12 protein-coding genes are annotated in these 17,661 nt (G+C 75.8%); 7 read left to right on the top strand and 5 right to left on the bottom strand.

Annotation, left to right across the window (positions count from 1 at the left end; all coding sequences use genetic code 11):
- Positions 1–119 precede the first annotated feature (119 nt).
- The gene (locus OG550_RS32200; RefSeq protein ID WP_327683521.1) at positions 120–512 is read left to right on the top strand and encodes a hypothetical protein; all 393 of its coding nucleotides are present in this window, start codon (positions 120–122) and stop codon (positions 510–512) included.
- 293 nt (positions 513–805) lie between these two features.
- Positions 806–1,525 (top strand): class F sortase, encoded by a 720-nt coding sequence (locus tag OG550_RS32195; RefSeq protein ID WP_327683519.1) that lies wholly within the window; start codon positions 806–808, stop codon positions 1,523–1,525.
- A 138-nt stretch (positions 1,526–1,663) separates the two neighbouring features.
- Here the strand turns inward: OG550_RS32195 and OG550_RS32190 are convergent, their stop codons facing one another.
- Positions 1,664–2,695: a methyltransferase gene (locus OG550_RS32190; RefSeq protein WP_327683517.1), complete on the bottom strand. Its 1,032-nt coding sequence runs from the start codon at positions 2,693–2,695 to the stop codon at positions 1,664–1,666.
- 195 nt (positions 2,696–2,890) lie between these two features.
- Positions 2,891–3,997, bottom strand: coding sequence for a right-handed parallel beta-helix repeat-containing protein (locus tag OG550_RS32185; RefSeq protein ID WP_327683515.1), 1,107 nt, complete (start codon positions 3,995–3,997; stop codon positions 2,891–2,893).
- Between the two features lie 350 nt (positions 3,998–4,347).
- On the opposite strand from OG550_RS32185, the gene OG550_RS32180 reads away from it, so the two are divergent.
- The 4 genes from OG550_RS32180 to sph all read left to right on the top strand — a co-directional run bounded on the left by OG550_RS32180 (position 4,348) and on the right by sph (position 10,023).
- Positions 4,348–5,367, top strand: a complete 1,020-nt coding sequence (locus OG550_RS32180; protein ID WP_327683513.1) for a deoxyribonuclease IV — start codon at positions 4,348–4,350, stop codon at positions 5,365–5,367.
- A gap of 94 nt (positions 5,368–5,461) precedes the next feature.
- Complete coding sequence (locus OG550_RS32175; protein ID WP_327683512.1) at positions 5,462–6,613, top strand: outer membrane protein assembly factor BamB family protein; 1,152 nt, start codon at positions 5,462–5,464, stop codon at positions 6,611–6,613.
- 206 nt (positions 6,614–6,819) lie between these two features.
- Positions 6,820–8,916, top strand: a complete 2,097-nt coding sequence (locus OG550_RS32170; protein WP_327683511.1) for an MMPL family transporter — start codon at positions 6,820–6,822, stop codon at positions 8,914–8,916.
- Positions 8,917–8,988: 72 nt separating this feature from the next.
- Positions 8,989–10,023, top strand: a complete 1,035-nt coding sequence (gene sph, locus OG550_RS32165) for a sphingomyelin phosphodiesterase (protein ID WP_327683509.1) — start codon at positions 8,989–8,991, stop codon at positions 10,021–10,023.
- A 98-nt stretch (positions 10,024–10,121) separates the two neighbouring features.
- On the opposite strand, the gene OG550_RS32160 is transcribed toward sph, so the two are convergent.
- Both OG550_RS32160 and OG550_RS32155 read right to left on the bottom strand, forming a co-directional pair.
- Positions 10,122–10,340: a hypothetical protein gene (locus OG550_RS32160; RefSeq protein WP_327683507.1), complete on the bottom strand. Its 219-nt coding sequence runs from the start codon at positions 10,338–10,340 to the stop codon at positions 10,122–10,124.
- 8 nt (positions 10,341–10,348) lie between these two features.
- Positions 10,349–13,633 (bottom strand): DEAD/DEAH box helicase, encoded by a 3,285-nt coding sequence (locus tag OG550_RS32155; protein ID WP_327683505.1) that lies wholly within the window; start codon positions 13,631–13,633, stop codon positions 10,349–10,351.
- 434 nt (positions 13,634–14,067) lie between these two features.
- Between OG550_RS32155 and OG550_RS32150 the strand changes: the two genes are divergently transcribed.
- Positions 14,068–15,159, top strand: coding sequence for a DUF5677 domain-containing protein (locus OG550_RS32150; RefSeq protein ID WP_327683503.1), 1,092 nt, complete (start codon positions 14,068–14,070; stop codon positions 15,157–15,159).
- Between the two features lie 67 nt (positions 15,160–15,226).
- Here OG550_RS32150 and OG550_RS32145 read toward each other — a convergent pair whose 3' ends face one another.
- Entirely contained in the window at positions 15,227–17,359 is a 2,133-nt protein-coding gene (locus OG550_RS32145) for an ABC transporter ATP-binding protein (protein WP_327683501.1), read from the bottom strand.
- Between the last annotated feature and the right edge of the window lie 302 nt (positions 17,360–17,661).

Genomic DNA, 17,661 nt, shown 5'->3' with positions numbered 1-17,661 from the left:
CCGCCCTCCGGTGGCAGCGGCGGCCACCGTGGATGACGGTGGATCAGGCGCCCTTTCCGCGATTCCCCTGGCCGACGACGTGTCGGCTATCGCGGCCCCGCGCCGGAAGGATCATCATCATGCGTTCTGCACGCACCCTGCTCGCCGGAGCGGCCGTCGCCGCCGTCCTCACCGTCGGTGCCCCGCTCGCCTACGCGGACGGCGCATCCGACCAGGGCAAGAACCTGACCTGGCAGGAGAAGCAGGAGAAGGGCTCCAGCCCCGAGGGCCAGAAGAGCTGGGAGGAGAAGCAGAAGGGCTCCTCCGGCGAGGAGCACAAGGCCGAGGAGTCCAAGGGCGGCGAGTACAAGGCCGACGAGAAGACCCCGCACGGTGGCGTGCACACCGGTGGCGGCGGGCTCGCGCTCTCCGGCGGCGGTCTGGCCTCCGGCGCCGTCCTGCTGCTCGGCGGCCTCGGTGCGGGCGCGATCGCCCTGCGCCGCGGTCGCCGCAGCGCCGACGCAGCCATCTGATCCCGCGCCGTTCCCGCTGCGTCCCCGTTGTGACCGGTGCCCGGTGCGCCGGTCGCGGCGGGGGCACGCGGGGCGGCGCTTCGCCGTGTCGGGCCCGCGGTGCCGGGCCGTAGGGCGTGTTTGCAAAGTCCCGCCGGGGCCGCGACGCCGGGCATCCCGGCTGGACGCACGCCCGAATCGCCCAAGTACGTCCAGTACGAGGGCGATCCGGGCGCACGCCCGGCCGGGCGCCCAACGCCGCGGCCTGGTCCGACGCGACTTTGCAAACACGCCCGAGGAGAGGAGCCGGCGCGATGGCCGGTCTGGTCCCTGGTACGTCCCGGCTGCTGCGCGCGGGGATGGGCGCGGCGGCGGTCGGTCTGCTGCTGATCTACAACTCGGTGGACACTGTGCCGTCCGACGAGGCGGTGCCGGGGCAGGCCGCTCCGGCCGCGGCCACCGCACCCGCCACACCCGGCGCCGCACCCGCCGGGTCCCCCGCCGCGGCGCCCGCCACGGCGTCACCGGCCGCACCCGCCAAGGCCTCGGCGCCTGCCGCGCCCGCGTTGAAGCGGTCCAAGCCGACCCGGCTGAGGATCCCCCAGATCGGCGTGGACGCCCCGTTCACCGAACTCACCCTGAACCCGGCCGGCCAGCTCTCCGCCCCGCCGCCGGAGGACAAGAACCTGGTCGGCTGGTACCGGGACGGCGCGACCCCCGGCGAACGCGGCGCCTCGGTGGTCGCGGGCCACGTCGACACCACCAAGGGTCCGGCCGTCTTCCTGCTGCTCAGTCTGCTGATGCCGGGCCACAAGGTGGAGGTCCAGCGGGCCGACGGCACGGTCGCCGTCTTCTCGGTGGACTCGGTCGAGACGTTCGCCAAGGACGCCTTCCCCGACCAGAAGGTGTACGGGAAGACGCCGGACGCCCAGCTGCGGCTGATCACCTGCGGCGGCGTGTACGACAAGAAGCGCCGGGACTACCTGGACAACGTGGTGGTCTTCGCGCACCTGGAGTCCTCGCGCAAGGCCTGAGCCGGCGGCGGGACGACGGAGTCCGCCGGTTCCCCCTCCCCGCGGGGAGGGGGAACCGGCGGACTCCGTCGTCGCGGCCCCGGGGGCGCGGCAGGCCTCCGCCCGGCCCGGGTGCGACGGGCCGGGCGGGGGATCCGGTCAGCCGCGGACGGTGGCCTCGAAGGCATGCAGGTACGGGTTGACCGGGCGGACCTCCGCCACGGACAGGCCCGCCTCCTCCATCAGCCGGACCAGGCTCGCCTCGGAGTGCTTGGCCCCGCCGACGTTGAGCATCAGCATGAGGTCCATCGCGGTGGTGAACCGCATCGACGGGCTGTCGTCGACCAGGTTCTCGACCACCACGACGCGGGCGCCCGGCCGGGCCGCCGCGACCACGTTGGCCAGCGTGCGGCGGGTGCTCCCGTCGTCCCACTCCAGGATGTTCTTGATGATGTAGAGGTCGGCGCGGACCGGGATGTCGTCCCGGCAGTCGCCCGGCACCAGCCGGGCCCGCCCGGCGAACGCGCCGCCGTCGCGCAGCCGGGGGTCGGCACCGGCGACCACCTTGGGCAGGTCCAGCAGGGTGCCGTGCAGCGCCGGGTGCTTCTCCAGCAGGCTGGCCAGGACGTGGCCCTGGCCACCGCCGATGTCGACCACCGAGTCGATCCCGGTGAGGTCGAGGTAGGCGGCGAAGTCGGCGGCGGACTGCCGGCTGGAGGTGGTCATCGCCTTGTCGAAGACCTTCGCCGAGTCCCCGGCGTCGCTGTGCAGGTAGTCGAAGAACTCCTTGCCGAACAGCTCGGGGAAGACGTTGCGGCCGGAGCGCACCGCCTCGTCCAGCTTCGGCCAGGCCTCCCAGGTCCACGGCTCGGTGCACCACAGGGAGATGTAGCGGAGGCTGTTGGGGGCGTCCTCGCGCAGCAGGCGGGACATGTCGGTGTGCTCGAAGCGGTCGCCGCCGGCCTCCTCGAAGATGCCGTAGCAGGTGAGGGCGCGCAGCAGACGGCGCAGCTGCCCGGGTTCGGTGCCCAGTTCGGCGGCGAGGTCGGTGACGGTGGTGGGGCTGTCGCCCAGCGCGTCGGCGACGCCGAGGCGGGCGGCCGCGCGGACGGCGGCGGCGCAGGCGGCGCCGAAGACGAGCTCCCGCAGGCGCATGGCGGCCTGCGGGGTGGTGGCGGGTGCGGTGGTCATGTGCCGTCTCTCTGCTTTCTGCAGGGTTCTGCGGGTTGCTGCGGTCTGTGGTGGGGCCGGAGCGCGCGGGGTGCCGACGCCCTCCGGGAGGGGAGCCGCCGGGCCCGGGGGCGCGGCGGACGGGGCGGTGCCGGGGCGGACGGGGCGGACGGGGCGGTGCTGAGGGCCGGGGGGCTGAGGGTCGGGCCGGACCGGTCAGCAGTGGCCGGCCGGCTCGGAGACCGCGCACTGGTTGCGGGCGAAGGAGTTGTCCGACCCGGTGTCGCGGTCGGCGATGTCGGCCGGCCCGTTCCCGGCGAGGAAGTTGTCGGCGACGGTGTTGCGGGCGTTGGCCACGCCGACCACGCTGTGGACGAGCACGATGCCGCCGGAGAACGGCGAGGCCCCGACGTTGTCGCGGACGTGGTTCTCCGTCACCGTGGTCTCCTCGGCGCCGGTCAGCACGATGCCGGCGCCCTGGATGTGGTCCAGCCGGGGGTTGGGCGGGCAGTAGCGGTTGTTGGCGACGACCCGGTTGCGGGTGACGGTGAGCGCGCCGGCCCGGGGCACGCCCTCGTCGCCGACGACGAAGACGCCGCCGCAGTTGCCGTGGATCTCGTTCTGCTCGACGGTCAGGTCGCGCAGCCGGCGGACGGTGACGCCGATCCGGTTGTCGGTGAGCTGGTTGCCGCTCACCACCGTGCCCGCGGCGGACAGCGCGCCGCCCTCGCTGTCGACGGAGTTGGCGAGGAAGACACCGGACTGGCCGTTGCGGGTCGACTCGTTGGCGGTGATCACGCCCCGGGTGGACTTCTCCTGGCTGATGCCCTGCTGGCCGTTGTCGTGGACGTGGGTGGCGCGGACGGTCATGCCGTCGGTGCCGGTGGCGTTGATCCCGTTCTTGCGGAAGCCGGTGACGGCGAGCGCCTCGACGGTGACGCCGGTGAGCGGCCGGTCGTCGGTGCCGACCACGCAGAGGCCGTGCCCGGCGGCCGCGCACGCGGCGGCGGTCTCGGCGGCCGGAGCCCCCGCCCGGGTGGTGTCGGCGGGGAGGATCACGGACGTCGGCCCGGCGCCGCGCAGGGTGAGGCCGGGGGTGGTGATCCGGATGCTGCCCCGGTACTCGCCGGGGAGCAGTTGGACCGTGTCGCCGGGGAGGGCCGCGTCGACGGCCTGCTGAATCGATTCTCCGGGCTGGACCAGGTGCAGCCCGCCGGCGGCGGCGTGGACCGGGGCCGCACCGACGGCGGTGAGGACGGTGGTCAGGGCGGTCGTGGCGGCGGCGGTGGCCGCGGCGAGGTGATGGACCCGTCGCGTGGGCATGAGTGGTGACCTGCTTTCTGGCGCGCTCTCGGGGGACGCCGGCGCGGTGACGCGGTGTGTGTGGGAGATGACGGCCGGTGGGTGTCGGCCGAACCGACGCTAGGTGCGCTCCCGGGCCCCCGCCACCAGGGATGGGCTGCCGGACTGACGGGGCGTCGGACCGGCCCCGCGCCCGGGCCGGGGCCGTTCGGCGCAGGCGGGGCGGGTACGAGGGCGGGTAGGAGGGCGGGTACGAGGGTGGCTGTGCGGGCGTGGCCGGGCCACCGTCCGGACACCGGAGCAGGCACCCGGCAGGCACCGCGGCAGGCACCCGCCCGGGCACCGGTCCGGCGCGTGGCATGCTCGGGGCCATGAGTACCGCCACCGCCCCCGCCACCACGCCTGCCGCCGCTCCGCCCGCCGCCACGCCCACCGCGCCCGCCGTGCCCGGCCCCGCCGCGGCCGCGCCGTCCGCCGCCGGCCGCAACCCGGTCGGCGCCCACGTGCCGGTGGCCGCCCGCGGGCTGGCCGGGACGGGACTGGCCTACGCCCGGCGGGTGGGCGCGGAGGCGGTGCAGGTGTTCGTGGCCAACCCGCGCGGCTGGGCCACTCCCCCGGGCAACCCGGCGCAGGACGCCGAGTTCCGGACCGCCTGCGCCGAGCAGGCCCTCCCGGCGTACGTGCACGCCCCGTACCTGATCAACTTCGGCTCGGACAACCCGGCGACCAGGGAGCGCTCCGCCGAATCGCTGCGCCACTCGCTGCTGCGCGGGCACGCGATCGGCGCCCTGGGCGTGGTGCTGCACACGGGCTCCGCGGTCGGCTCGGCGCCGGGCGGCGGCTCGCGCCGGGACGAGGCGATGGCGCAGGTCCGGGAGGACGTCCGGCCGCTGCTGGACGAGCTCGACGCGCTCGGCGAGGACGCGCCCTGGCTGCTGCTGGAGCCGACGGCCGGCCAGGGCAGCTCGCTCTGCTCGCGGATGGAGGATCTCGCGGCGTACGTGGACGCGCTGGACGGCCACCCCCGGGTCGGGGTCTGCCTGGACACCTGCCACGCCTTCGCCGCCGGTCACGACCTGTCGGTGCCGGGCGGGGTCCGGGAGACGCTGGACGCACTGGTCGCGGCCGCCGGACCGGGCCGGCTGCGGCTGATCCACGCCAACGACTCGGAGGACGCGGTCGGCGCGCGCAAGGACCGGCACGCCAACATCGGGGCCGGGCTGATCGGCGCCGAACCGTTCCGGGAGCTGTTCGAGCACCCGGCGACGGCCGGCGTCCCCCTGGTCGTGGAGACCCCGGACCGCAAGCACGGCGGCGACGGCACCGGTCACGCGCTGGACATCACCGCACTGAAGGAGCTGCGCGCCCGGGCGGCCGTCCCGGCGGTCTGACCGGCGGTCCGACCGGCGCGGACACCCCGCGGAGCAGGTGGAACCCGTGCGCGGCGGCGGGAACCGACCGCGGCCGTGAGCGGTCGTCCTCGGTGTGAACGCAGACGAACGACAGTCCGAACCCGCGCACCGGCACCCCAGCCGCAGGCGTCTCCTGCTCAGCGCCGCCGGAGGCGCCGCGGCGCTCGCCGCCGTCGGCGGCGCGGCCTGGTGGGTGCGCCGGGACCCGGACACCAGCCACCGGCTGTGGAGCCGGACTGGGACGGGCGGCCGGATCGCCCTGTCCGCGCCCCCGCGCTCCGAGCTGTACGCCGCGGGACTCGACGGCACGGTCGCGGCCCTCGACCTGCGGACCGGCGCCGCGCGCTGGAGCACCGCGGTCGGCTCCCGCGAGCCCGCCAACCCCTCGTCCGGCTGGCCGATCGCCGCCGGTGACGGGCTGGTCTGCGTGGCCACCGACTCCCACGTACAGGCCCTGGACGCCGCCTCGGGGGCCCTCCGGTGGGCCGCGAGGCCGCCGGAGGCCCTGGTGCCCGGCCCGCCCGGCGGCCTCGCGGTGGGCGGCGGCGCCGTCCTCGCGACGTACGGGGACCGGCTCCAGGCGTACGCCGCGGCCACCGGCGAGCAGCGCTGGAGCGCCGCGATGGCGGGCGCGCACGCTCCCGTCGTCGCCGACGGCACGGTGTACCTCGCCGGCTTCGAGGAGGGGGTCGTCGCACTGGACGCCGCCGGCGGCGAACGCCGCTGGGAGCAGCGGGCCTTCGGCGGGCTCACCGGCACGCCGGTGGTCGGGCGGGGCGTCGTCCACGTGACCACGGCCGACCCCGGGGCCCCGGCCGTCCTCGCCCTGGACGCGGCGACCGGCCGGGTGCGCTGGCGGCGCTCGGACCTCGGCTTCTGCCTGCTCGCACCCCGCTCGGTCGCCGACGGGACGCTCTGCCTGGACCGGGGCGACCGGGTCACCGCGCTGGACTCCGCCACCGGGGAGACCAGGTGGAGCGTGACGGTGCCGTCCGGCCTGGGCGCCGGGATGAGCAGCACGACCGCCGCCGACGGCATGGTCTACGTCGCACTGAACGACGACCGGCTGCACGCGCTCGACCTCGCCTCCGGGCGGCTCCGGTGGCGCGACGAGCCGTCCGCCCTCGGCACCGAGTACTCCGGTCTGTCGCTCGCCGCCCACGGCGGGATCGTCTACCGCGGCAGCCGCACCGGCGTCTACGCGGCGGCCGACTCGCCCGCCTGACCGGCGGGCGGGCCGGTGGAGCCGCCGGCCCGGCCCGGATGCGGACCGCGCCCGCCGCCGCGCCCGACCCCTTCCCGCCCGGGTGCGGACCGCGGCCGGCGCACCGGCCCGGCCCGGCCGCACAGTTCGGCCCAACCCGGGCTGCCGAGCCGCGGGGGCGGTGTCAGGCTGGAGCGAGTGACGCCTCACAGGCTGGGGATTTCCCGATGAGCCCGACCCGGAGACTGGCCACGCTGCCCTGCGGACGCCGCAGCAAGTGGGTGGTGCTGGCCCTCTGGCTGGTCCTGCTGGTGGTGGCCGGCCCGCTGGCGGGCAAGCTCACCGACGCCGAGGACAACCAGGCGTCCAGCTGGCTGCCCGGCAACGCCGAGTCCACCCAGGTGATCACCGAGCAGCGCGCGTTCCAGCCGGTGGACACCGCCCAGGCCGTGGTGGTCTACGAGCGGGACGGGGGGATCACCCCCGCCGACAAGGTCGAGGCGGCCCGCGACGCGGCGGAGTTCGCCGCCGCCCCGCACGTGCTCGGCCGGGTGGTCGGACCGGTGGAGTCGGCCGACGGCCAGGCGATGCAGACCATCGTGCCGATCGACATCGGCACCGGCGGCTGGCAGGACCTGCGCCCCGCGGTGGACAGCCTGCGCGCCACCGCCGCCGCGAACAGCCTCGGCATGACCACGCACGTCACCGGCCCGGCCGGGATCGGCGCGGACCAGGCCGAGGCCTTCGCGGGCATCGACAGCACCCTGCTCGCCGCCACCGTCAGCGTGGTGATCATCCTGCTGCTGCTCACCTACCGCAGCCCGGTGCTCTGGGCGCTGCCGCTGTTCTCGGCGGCCGGGGCGCTGGTGGTCGCGCAGGCGGTGATCTACCTGCTGGCCGAGCACAGCGGACTGACCGTCAACGCGCAGAGCGCGGGCATCCTGATCGTGCTGGTGCTCGGCGCCGGCACGGACTACGCGCTGCTGCTCACCGCCCGCTACCGGGAGGAACTGCGGCGCCACGAGGACCGGCACGAGGCGATGGCGTTCGCCCTGCACCGGGCCGGGCCCGCGATCCTGGCGTCCTCCGCCACCGTGGTCGCGTCGATGCTCTGCCTGCTGGTCGCCGAGATGAACTCCACCAGGGGCCTCGGCCCGGTCTGCGCGATCGGCGTGCTGGTGGCGCTGGCCGCGATGCTGACCCTGCTGCCGGCCCTGCTGGTGATCGTCGGGCGCTGGGTGTTCTGGCCGGTCAGGCCCGCGTTCGGGACGCCGGAGCCGACCCGCACCGGCCGCTGGGCGCACGTCGGGGCGTGGATCGGGCGGCGTCCGCGCAAGGTCTGGATCGGCACCGCGCTGGCGCTGGGGGCCTGCTGCATCGGCCTGGTCTCGCTGAACGCCACCGGCCTGAGCACGGCCGGCACCTTCACCGACAAGCCGGACTCGGTGTACGGCCAGGAGGTGCTGGAGCAGCACTTCCCCGGCGGCACGGGCGCACCGCTGACCGTCATCAGCACCGCGGCCGGGGCCGGGGCCGTGCGCGAGGTGACGGTGGCGACCCCCGGGGTGGCCTCCGCCACGGTGCCGGTGGTGCACGAGGGGGAGGCGATGTTCCAGGCCACCCTGGCCGACCCGCCGGACAGTCAGGCGGCCAAGGACACCGTGGACCGGGTGCGGGACGCCGTCCACGCCGTGCCGGGCGCCGACGCCAAGGTGGGCGGTTCGACGGCGGTCGTCCTGGACGCGGGGCGGGCCGCGGCGGCCGACAACCGGACGATCATCCCGCTGGTGCTGGGCGTGGTGCTGGTGATCCTGGCCCTGCTGCTGCGGGCGGTGACGGCGCCGCTGGTGCTGATCGCGACCGTGGTGCTCTCGTACGCGGCGGCGCTCGGGATCAGCGCGTTCTTCTTCGAGCACGTCTTCCACTTCGAGGGGCAGGACCAGGCGTTCCCGCTGTTCGTCTTCGTCTTCCTGGTCGCGCTGGGGATCGACTACAACATCTTCCTGATGACCCGGGTGCGGGAGGAGTCCGCCCAGCACGGCACGCGGGAGGGCGCGGTGGCCGGGCTGGCGGCGACCGGCGGGGTGATCACCTCGGCCGGGCTGATCCTGGCGAGCACCTTCGCGGTGCTCGGCACACTGCCGATCGTCGGGTTCGCCGAGATCGGCTTCGCGGTGGCGCTCGGGGTGCTGCTGGACACGCTGGTGGTGCGGTCGGTCCTGGTGACCGCGGTGACGATGGACCTGGACCGGCACATGTGGTGGCCGAGCAAGTTGGCCAGGCAAGTTCCTCCGCCCAAGGAGGAGTTGGCCAGACAGCTTTAAGTTACCAATGAGTTCATATGGTTATCGTTCACTGTCTTGCCGGACGTGACCCGCCCCGCATTGACTGCGCGCATGCCAACTCCCTCCACGCGCCGCCCGGGCGCGCGCCTCGCCGCCGTCTGCACCGCCGCCGCCGCGCTGCTCGCCCCGCTCGCCGCCGCGCCGGACGCCCTCGCCGCCGCCCCGGCCCCTGCCGGCACCGCCGCCGGCACCACCGCCGCCGCACTGCCCGGCGTCCCCGCGCTCAAGGTGCTGACGTACAACGTCTTCCTGATGAGCAAGAACCTCTACCCCAACTGGGGCCAGGACCACCGGGCCAAGGCCATCCCCGCCACCGGCTTCTTCCAGGGCCAGGACGTGGTCGTGCTCCAGGAGGCCTTCGACAACGCCGCCTCCGACCAGCTCGTCGCCCAGGCCTCGGCCGCCTACCCGTACCACACGCCGGTCGTCGGCCGGTCGACCAGCGGCTGGGACGCCACCGCCGGCAGCTACAGCTCCACCACCCCGGAGGACGGCGGGGTCACCCTGCTCAGCAAGTGGCCCATCCTCCGCAAGGAGCAGTACGTCTTCAAGGACGCCTGCGGGGCGGACTGGTGGTCCAACAAGGGCTTCGTCTACGCCGTGCTCGACGTCAACGGCCTGCGCACGCACGTGATCGGCACCCACCTGCAGTCCACCGACACCGGCTGCTCCGCCGGCGAGCCGGCCGCCGTCCGGGCCGCCCAGCTCAAGGCCATGAAGGCGTTCGTCGACGCCAAGAACATCCCGGCCGCCGAGCCGGTCGTCCTGGCCGGGGACCTCAACATCGACTCGCACGGCACCGAGTACCCCGCGCTGCTCGCCAACGCGGGCGTCGCCCCCGCCGACACCCGCACCGGCTGGGCCGACTCCTTCGACACCGCCGACAACTCGATCGCCGCCTACCGCTACCCCGACGAGCCCAAGGAGGACCTCGACTACGTCCTCTACCGGGCCGACCACGCACGCCCCGCGACCTACGGCAACACGGTGGTCCGCTTCCACAGCTCCCCCTGGACGGTGAGCAGTTGGGGCAAGAACTACACCTACACGGACCTCTCCGACCACTACCCGGTGACGGCCGGCTAGCCACCGGGTGCCCGGTGGGCCACGGCCCCGGCGCACCCGGCCGGGTGCGCTCGGCCGGATGCGCGCTCGGCCGGGTACGCGCTCGGCCGGTAACGCGCTCAACCGGCCCCGGTGAACCGCCGGTAAGCGGCCGCCAGGGCGGCGTCCAGCGACCGGCCACCCGGCGACCGGCCGCCCAGCGTGATCCCGGACGGGCCCAACTCGTCCAGGGCAGTGGGGTGTTCGCCGTCGTCCTCAGCGGCGGCGGGCACCCTCCCCTGCCAGAAGGTGTCGAGGCGGTCGGCGAGCGGCCGCTCCCCCGGCGCTGGTCCGGACACGGTACGGATCACTCCCCGATCGAATCGGCGGACAGGGTGAGCAGCTCGCGCAGCCGCTCGGCGGGCAGTTCGGCGAGCCACTGCTCGCCGTCGCCGACCACGGCGTCGGCCAGCGTGCGCTTGGCGGCGATCAGTTCGTCGATCCGCTCCTCGACCGTGCCCACGCAGAGCAGCCGCCGGACCTGCACCTCGCGGCGCTGCCCGATCCGGTGCGCGCGGTCGGTGGCCTGGTCCTCGACGGCCGGGTTCCACCAGCGGTCCAGGTGGACCACCTGGTTGGCGGCGGTCAGGTTGAGCCCGGTGCCCCCGGCCTTCAGCGAGAGCAGGAACACCCGCGGCCCGTCCGGCGCCTGGAACTGCTCGACCAGCTCGTCCCGCCTCCCCCGCGGCACCCCGCCGTGCAGGTACAGCACCTCCTCGCCCAGTCTCCGGCTCAGATAGGGCCGGAGCATCGTGCCGAACTCCGCGTACTGGGTGAACACCAGCACCCGGTCCCCCTCCGCCAGCGCCTCCTCCAGCACCTCCACCAGCCGCTCCACCTTGCCCGAGCGGCCCTCCAGCGCCGTCCCGTCGTGCAGCAGCTGGGCCGGGTGGTTGCAGACCTGCTTGAGCCGGCCGATCGCCGCCAGCACCGCGCCCTTGCGCTCCACCCCGCGCAGCCCGCCCAGCCGCTCCAGCAGGTCGGCGACCACCGCCCGGTAGAGGCCCGCCTGTTCGGCGGTCAGCGTGCAGCGGACGGTGAACTCCTGCTTCGCCGGGAGGTCCCGGACGATCAGCGGATCGCTCTTGCGCCGGCGCAGCAGGAACGGTCCGGCGACCCGCCGCAGCCGCGCCGCGGCATCGGCGCTGCCGGCCTGCTCCACCGGGATCGCGAACCGCTCCTTGAACCCCTCCGCGGTGCCGAACAGCCCCGGGTTGGCGAAGTCCAGCACCGCGTGCAGGTCGGCCAGCCGGTTCTCCACCGGCGTGCCCGTCAGCGCGATCCGCGGGCCCGAACGCAGCGAACGCAGCGCGCGGGACTGCCGGGCGGACCGGTTCTTGACGTGCTGCGCCTCGTCCGCGACGATCCGCCGCCAGCGGATCCGGCGCAGCTCGGCGACGTCCCGCTGGACCAGCCCGTACGTGGTGATCACCAGATCGGCGGAGTCGGCCGCCGGGCCGGGCTCGACCCGGTCCGCCCCGTGGTGGACGTGCACCCGCAGGCCCGGGGTGAACCGGGCGGCCTCCCGCTGCCAGTTGCCCACCACCGACATCGGGCAGACCAGCAGCACCGGCCCGGTCTCGCCGCGCTCCTTCTCCAGCGCGAGCAGCGCCAGGGCCTGCACCGTCTTGCCCAGGCCCATGTCGTCGGCCAGCACGGCGCCGAGGCCCAGCCGGCCCAGCGCGTCCAGCCAGGCCAGCCCCCGCCGCTGGTAGGGGCGGAGCGTCCCGGCGAACCCGGCCGGCACCCCCGGCACCCGGTCGGCCGGTCCGGGCCGGCCGGCCAGCAGGTCGCCGATCGGCCCGGTGGCGTGCACCGCCGTCACCGGCAGACCGTCCACCACGGCGCCGTCGTCCACGGCCAGCCGCAGCAGCTCGACCGCCGCCATGGTGCCGCTGCCCCGTTCGGCCAGGAACCTCACGGCGGCGGCGAGCTGGGCCTGGTCGACCTCGACCCAGCGGCCGCGCAGCCGGACCAGGCCCTGCTGGGCGGCGGCCAGTTCGGCCAACTCCTGCTCGGTGAGGGCCAGTCCGCCGATGGCGAGCTGCCACTGGAAGGCCAGCACCGCGTCCCGGTCGACCTGGGCCGTCCGCTTGACCGCGCCCGGGGCGTCGGCGGGGGCACCCGCCGTCAGGACCAGCCCCAGCCGGGGGCGCCGCTGCCACCAGGCGGGCAGCAGCACCCCGAAACCGGCGCGGGTCAGCGCGGGGGCGCCGTCGCGCAGGAAGCGGAGCGCGCCCTCCCGGTCGAGGTCCGTCCCGGTGGGCAGCGGGCCCGACAGCACGGCGCGCAACGGCGGGTGGACCCGGGCGGCGCGTTCCAGCTCGGCCAGGAACGCCTCGGCCGGGTCGGGGACCAGCCGGGCCAGCGCCTCGTACGCCGGATCCGGGTACCCCGGGCGCAGCGCGTCGGCCGGGATCACCAGCGACGGCCGCTCCACCGACTGGACCATCAGGTCGAGCCGCCAGGTGTCCGCGGCCGCCCCGCCGTGCGGCCCGTGCGGCCCGTGCGGCCCGTCCGGCCCGGGGTCACGGGGGTGGGGGCCGCCGGGGTGGGGGCCGCCCGGGTCCGCGCCGAGTGCCTCGGGGCCGAGTGCATCGGGGCCGAGTGCATCGGGGCCGAGCGGTTCGGCGAGCCGGAAGCCGAGCCGCACCGGCCCGTCCGCGGGCCGGGCCGCCTGCCAGGCGGTCAGCCGGTCCGGCAGCCCGGCGGGCGGCGCCCCGCCCAGGCGGCCGTCGGGCGTGTGGAGGGCGGCCAGGAACGGATCGGCGGGCGGGTCGACGTCCGCGAGGGCCGCGCGGGCCTCCTGGTCGACGAGGGTGCCGAGCACCTCGGCGAGCAGCGCGGCAGCGGTGGGCGCGGGGGCCTGGGCGGGAGCAGGGGACACAGGGGACACAGGGGACACAGGGGAAGCGGAGGACGCGGAGGAGACCGGGGTCCGCGCGGGAGCGGTGGTGGCGACGGCCGGGTGGGACTCCGCACGGCAGACCGGCGGGCACCCCGCGGCCAGCGCCGCCACCTCGCGGCGGGCCGGAGCGTCCGGGGCGGGGCGCCACCGCGCGTGCCACTCCCCCGCCTCCTCCGTCAGCGCGGGCAGCAGCCGCCCCCGGCCGACCAGCCGCCAGGCGAGGTCGTGCACGGCCGTCAGCCAGCGCACCGAGGCGCCGTACGCCAGCTCCGCCGACGTACCGTCCGGCAGCTGGACGGTCGCCCCCGGCCAGTGCGGATCGTGCAGCGCGCCGAGCAGTTGGGCGGCCTGCGCCGGATCGAACAGCAGCGTCGGCACCCGCCACGGAACCAGGCCCACCCCGCGCGGCGCGGCACCGACCGGCAGGTCCGGCGACGGCACCGGCCGGCCGCCGAGCGAGGGCAGCAGCAGACCGGTCCAGCGTTCCGCCGCCTGCTCCGCCAGCCACCCCACACCCGGCCCGACCGCACCCAGCAGCCGCACCACCTCACCCGCCGCGCACGCGAACGGGTGACCGCCCCGGCCCCGCTCCGCGGCCCCGCCCCCGACCAGGTACGCGGCGGCGTCCTCCGCCCACACGGCGAGCCGGCCGTCGTCCCGCCAGAGTGCGTGCAGGGCGTACATCGGCGGTGGGGCCTCTCGGGGGGCGGGCGGCAGTGGTTCCGGCCGTACGTGGACGACGGGCCTCCCACCCTAGCCCGCCCCACCGACACCGACCCGGACGGCGGCCGGGCCGACCGGGGTGCCCGCACCCGGCGGCGGCCGGGCCGACCGGACGCCCCGGCGGACCGGTCCGCCCGTCCCCGCCGCGCGCACCCGTCGCGACGCACCACCGCGCCGGAGAAGTACCGTGCCGAAACGACCCACCCGACGCCGCATCTGCGCAAGGATGCCGTCGTGCACAACGCGTCGAGCCGGTCGGACAGCCCCGGACCACCACCAGAACCAGGCCCCGAGCCAGACCCCGAACCGGACCGGATTCCTCTACGGCATCGAGTCCCCGGCCGCTGAGGCGCCCCGGTCACTCCTGCCCGATCACCCGAGAGAGCTACGCTCACGTGACTGCTCCTGGCAACACCCGCATCGCCGGCACGCCGTCGGCCGGCCCCAACCCCCCGGACCCCGCCGCGGAGGACGCCGCCGCCTACGCCCGCCGCTTCCTCGCCCGCGGGCCGGAACGGCTGCTCGCCGAGGACCGCACGGAGCGCCGGTTCCGCCGCGCCGTCCGGCGGCACTGGGGCCCGGCGCTGGACGCCTACCGACTCGTCCTCGCCGCGGTCCTCGACCTGCGGAGCGACCTCCACGAGACCTGTGCCGCGGACGCCGCCGCCGGACAGGACGCCAACTTCGAGGCGCTCTCCCGGCTGCAGGCCCGCGCCGTCCAGGTGGCCGGGGACGTGCACGACGACCTGGACCGGGGATCCGTCGACACGGCGTTCGCCCGCTGGCGGACCCTGCACGAGGTGTCCGTGGTCGCCCAGGTCCTGGCCGAGTTCGGACGCGTCCCGGCCTTCACCGACCTCGCCGAGCGGTTCCTCCTGCACGACATCGTCCACAACGCGGGCGACGCCCGGCTCCACCAGGCGCACTACGAGAAGCTCGGGTGGGAGTCGCTCTCCGCCGACACGATCGCCGGGATCGAGGCGGCCCGCGACGACCTGGTGCACCAGTTCGGCGAGCGCTACACGGCCCCCTACGGCTGGGCGATCGGGCTGCCCGGCATGGAGGGGCACGCCGACCAGAGCGCGCTGTTCCGGCTCGCCGAGATCCGGCACCCCCACCCCCTGCAGCGCTGGGCCGGACGCTTCGCCCACGCCGACGCGCGCAGTGCCGCGTCCACCGTGGTCGAGTTGGCCGAGGGCGTCCGGCCGACCGCCAGGGCCACCACCTCGGGACTGGACGGACCGGCCTGCTGGGCGATGGACTCGCTGTTCCGGTGCACCGCGGTGTTCGCCCTCTACGCGCCGCCGGTGCCCTCGCCGGACATGCTCTGCGTGGGCAGCACCGGGCGGCTGGACGGGATCGGGCTCCTCATCGACCACGCGGCGCAGCTGTTCGGCGCCGCCGACGCCGCCGAGCGGCGCAGCACGGCGCGGAACCTGCACAAGCAGCGGGCGAGACCGCACGACGGGACCGACCCGCGCGGCTAGGGCGGGTCGGGGCCCGGCGGGCCGGCCGGGGTGGCCGGCCCGCCGGGCGGGGGGCAGGGGCCGGCCGTCAGGAACCGGCGGCGGGGCGCTGGGCGGGGACGGCGCGGTCGCGCTGGAGGTCCAGGAGCTCGCGGAACAGCCCGCCCGGCCGGGCCGCGAGTTCCTCCCAGGTGCCCGCCTGGACGATGCGGCCCTGGTCCATGACGATGACGCGGTCGGCGAGGCGGGCGTTGGCGATGTTGTGGGTGACCAGCAGGGTGATCCGGCCGGGCGCGAACCCGCGCAGGGCGTGCAGGATGCGGTGCTCGGCCCGCGGGTCGAGGTCGGAGGTCGGCTCGTCGAGGATGAGCAGGCCGGGGTTGAGGGTGGTGCGGTAGAAGGCGCGCGCGACCGCCGCGCGCTGCCAGCCGCCGCCGGACAGTTCGGCGCCGCCCATCCAGCCCTGGGCGAGCAGGGTCTGCCAGCCGGACCGCAGCCGGGCGACGACCTCGTCGAAGCCGGTGTGCCCGGCGGCACGGCGCACCTCCGCCGTGGCGGCGTCACCGGCCCGGCCGGGGTCGCCGGCCCGCCCGGGGTCGCCGGCCCGCCCGGGGTGACCGGGGTCGCCGGGGTGCCCCGGGTTCCCGAAGTGTCCGAGGTGGATGTTCTCCGTGGCGTTCAGCGGCCAGCGCGCGAACTCCTGCGGGACGCGCGCCACCCGGCGCCACAGGCCGTCGGCGTCCAGCTCCTCGATCGGAACGCCGTCCCAGGTGATCCGGCCGCCCTGCGGGAGGTAGAGGCCCGAGAGGAGCTTGAGGAGGGTGGACTTGCCGCTGCCGTTCTGCCCGATCACCGCGACGATCTCGTCGCGGCGCAGGGTCAGGCTGACGCCGCGCAGGGCCGGTTCCTGCTGCTCGCCGGGGTACGCGTAGCTGAGATCGGTGACCGCGACGGTCGCCGGCGCGCCCGGGACGACGGTGCCCCGCCGGATCCGGTGGCCGCCCGCCTCGTCCAGGAAGCGGAAGTAGTCGTCCAGGTAGAGGCCCATCCGGTAGAGCCGGGCACCGTTGCCGACCACACCCTGGATGCCGCTGCCGGCGGTGCGCAGCGCGAACGTCGCGGAGCCGGCCGCGGCCAGCCCGATCCGCCCGGAGGCGACCAGGTAGAGCAGGGTGCCCCAGATCAGGGCGGCTCCCGCGCCGGTGCCCACCGCCGCGTACAGCGAGACCCGGGCGGCCTGACGGGTGGCCCGGTCGGTGGCCGCGGCGATCCGGCTCTCGGTCTGCCGGTACTTGTCCAGCATGAACGGGGTCACCTGGTCGGACCGGACCTGGTCGGCGCGGCCCTTGTCGATCAGGAACCAGCGGTAGATCCGCAGCGCCGCCCGCTCCTCGTTGGTGGTGACGGAGGCGAGGTAGTGGATGCGGGCGGTCCGCACGGCGGCGACGCCCGTCGGCACCGCCCCGAGCAGCAGGAACGGGACCAGCCACGGGTGCAGGGTCGCGAGGACCCCGGCCGCGGCGAGCAGGCTGATCGCGGAGGCGATCACGTCCTGGGCGTTCGAGAGCAGGTCGGGCGTGGTGGCCGCGCCCCGGTCGGCGGCCTCCCAGCTCTCCGCGTAGGCGGGTTCGTCGTAGGCGGCGAGCTCGGCGGCGCACCCGGCCTCGATCAGCGCCAGGTCCGCCTCCCGGTTGATCCGGGGCGAGACCCGCCCGGAGAGGCTGGTCACGGCGATGGCGAGGACGGCGCGCAGCGCGGCCGAGGCGGTGAGGACGGTGAGGGAGGGCGCGGCGTCCCGGAGGTGGTCGGCGACGGGGCCCGGGACGAGCAGGGCGTCGAGGGTGCCGGTGGTGAAGTAGAGGGCGAGGGCGCCGAACACGCCGGACAGGGCCTGGCAGACCAGCAGCAGCACGGTCGCCGAGCGGTCGGCCCGCCAGGCCAGCGACAGGGCCCGGCGGACCAGGTGGGGCAGGCGGCGCATCATGGCGAGGGTGGAGATCGACGCAGCGGCCTTGACCCGGTTGTCACCGTGGAAGCGGGCGCGGAACTCCTCGGTGTGCTCCGGCTGTTGCCCGAACTGCTGCTGTTGCCCGGGTTGCCCCGGTTCCCGGTCGCTCCGGGGCTGTCCGGGGTGGTCGTGTCCGGGGTGGTCGTGCTCTTGGTGGTCGTGCTCGGGGTGCTCCTGATCCGGGTGGTCCTGATCCGCGTGGGGCTGGGTCACGTTGCTCCCTGGGTCGTCTTCCGGTCGGCGGTCACACCACGGGCGGTCCCGCCCCCGACCGCCGACGGGCGTGCTCGGGCGGCAGCGGAGCCGGGCGGCTCGCTGCGGAGGGGTGGGGGGTCTCGCCGGTGCGGTCCCCGATCCTGGCAGCGCCTCACCGGGTCTCTCGGCGTGTCCCGACGGCTCTCACTCGATCCGGCGAAGTCCGTGTCTCTGTCGGCGAGTTGGTGGCGATCAACGTCGGTCACGACTCTGCCGCGGCGGGCCCGGACGGCAGGCGGGCGCGGCACCGGGCAGCCGGT

This window comes from Kitasatospora sp. NBC_00458, assembly GCF_036013975.1.
Taxonomy (GTDB): domain Bacteria; phylum Actinomycetota; class Actinomycetes; order Streptomycetales; family Streptomycetaceae; genus Kitasatospora.
The sequence above is the reverse complement of the archived record's forward strand: the minus strand, read 5'-3'. Positions and strand labels throughout refer to the sequence as shown.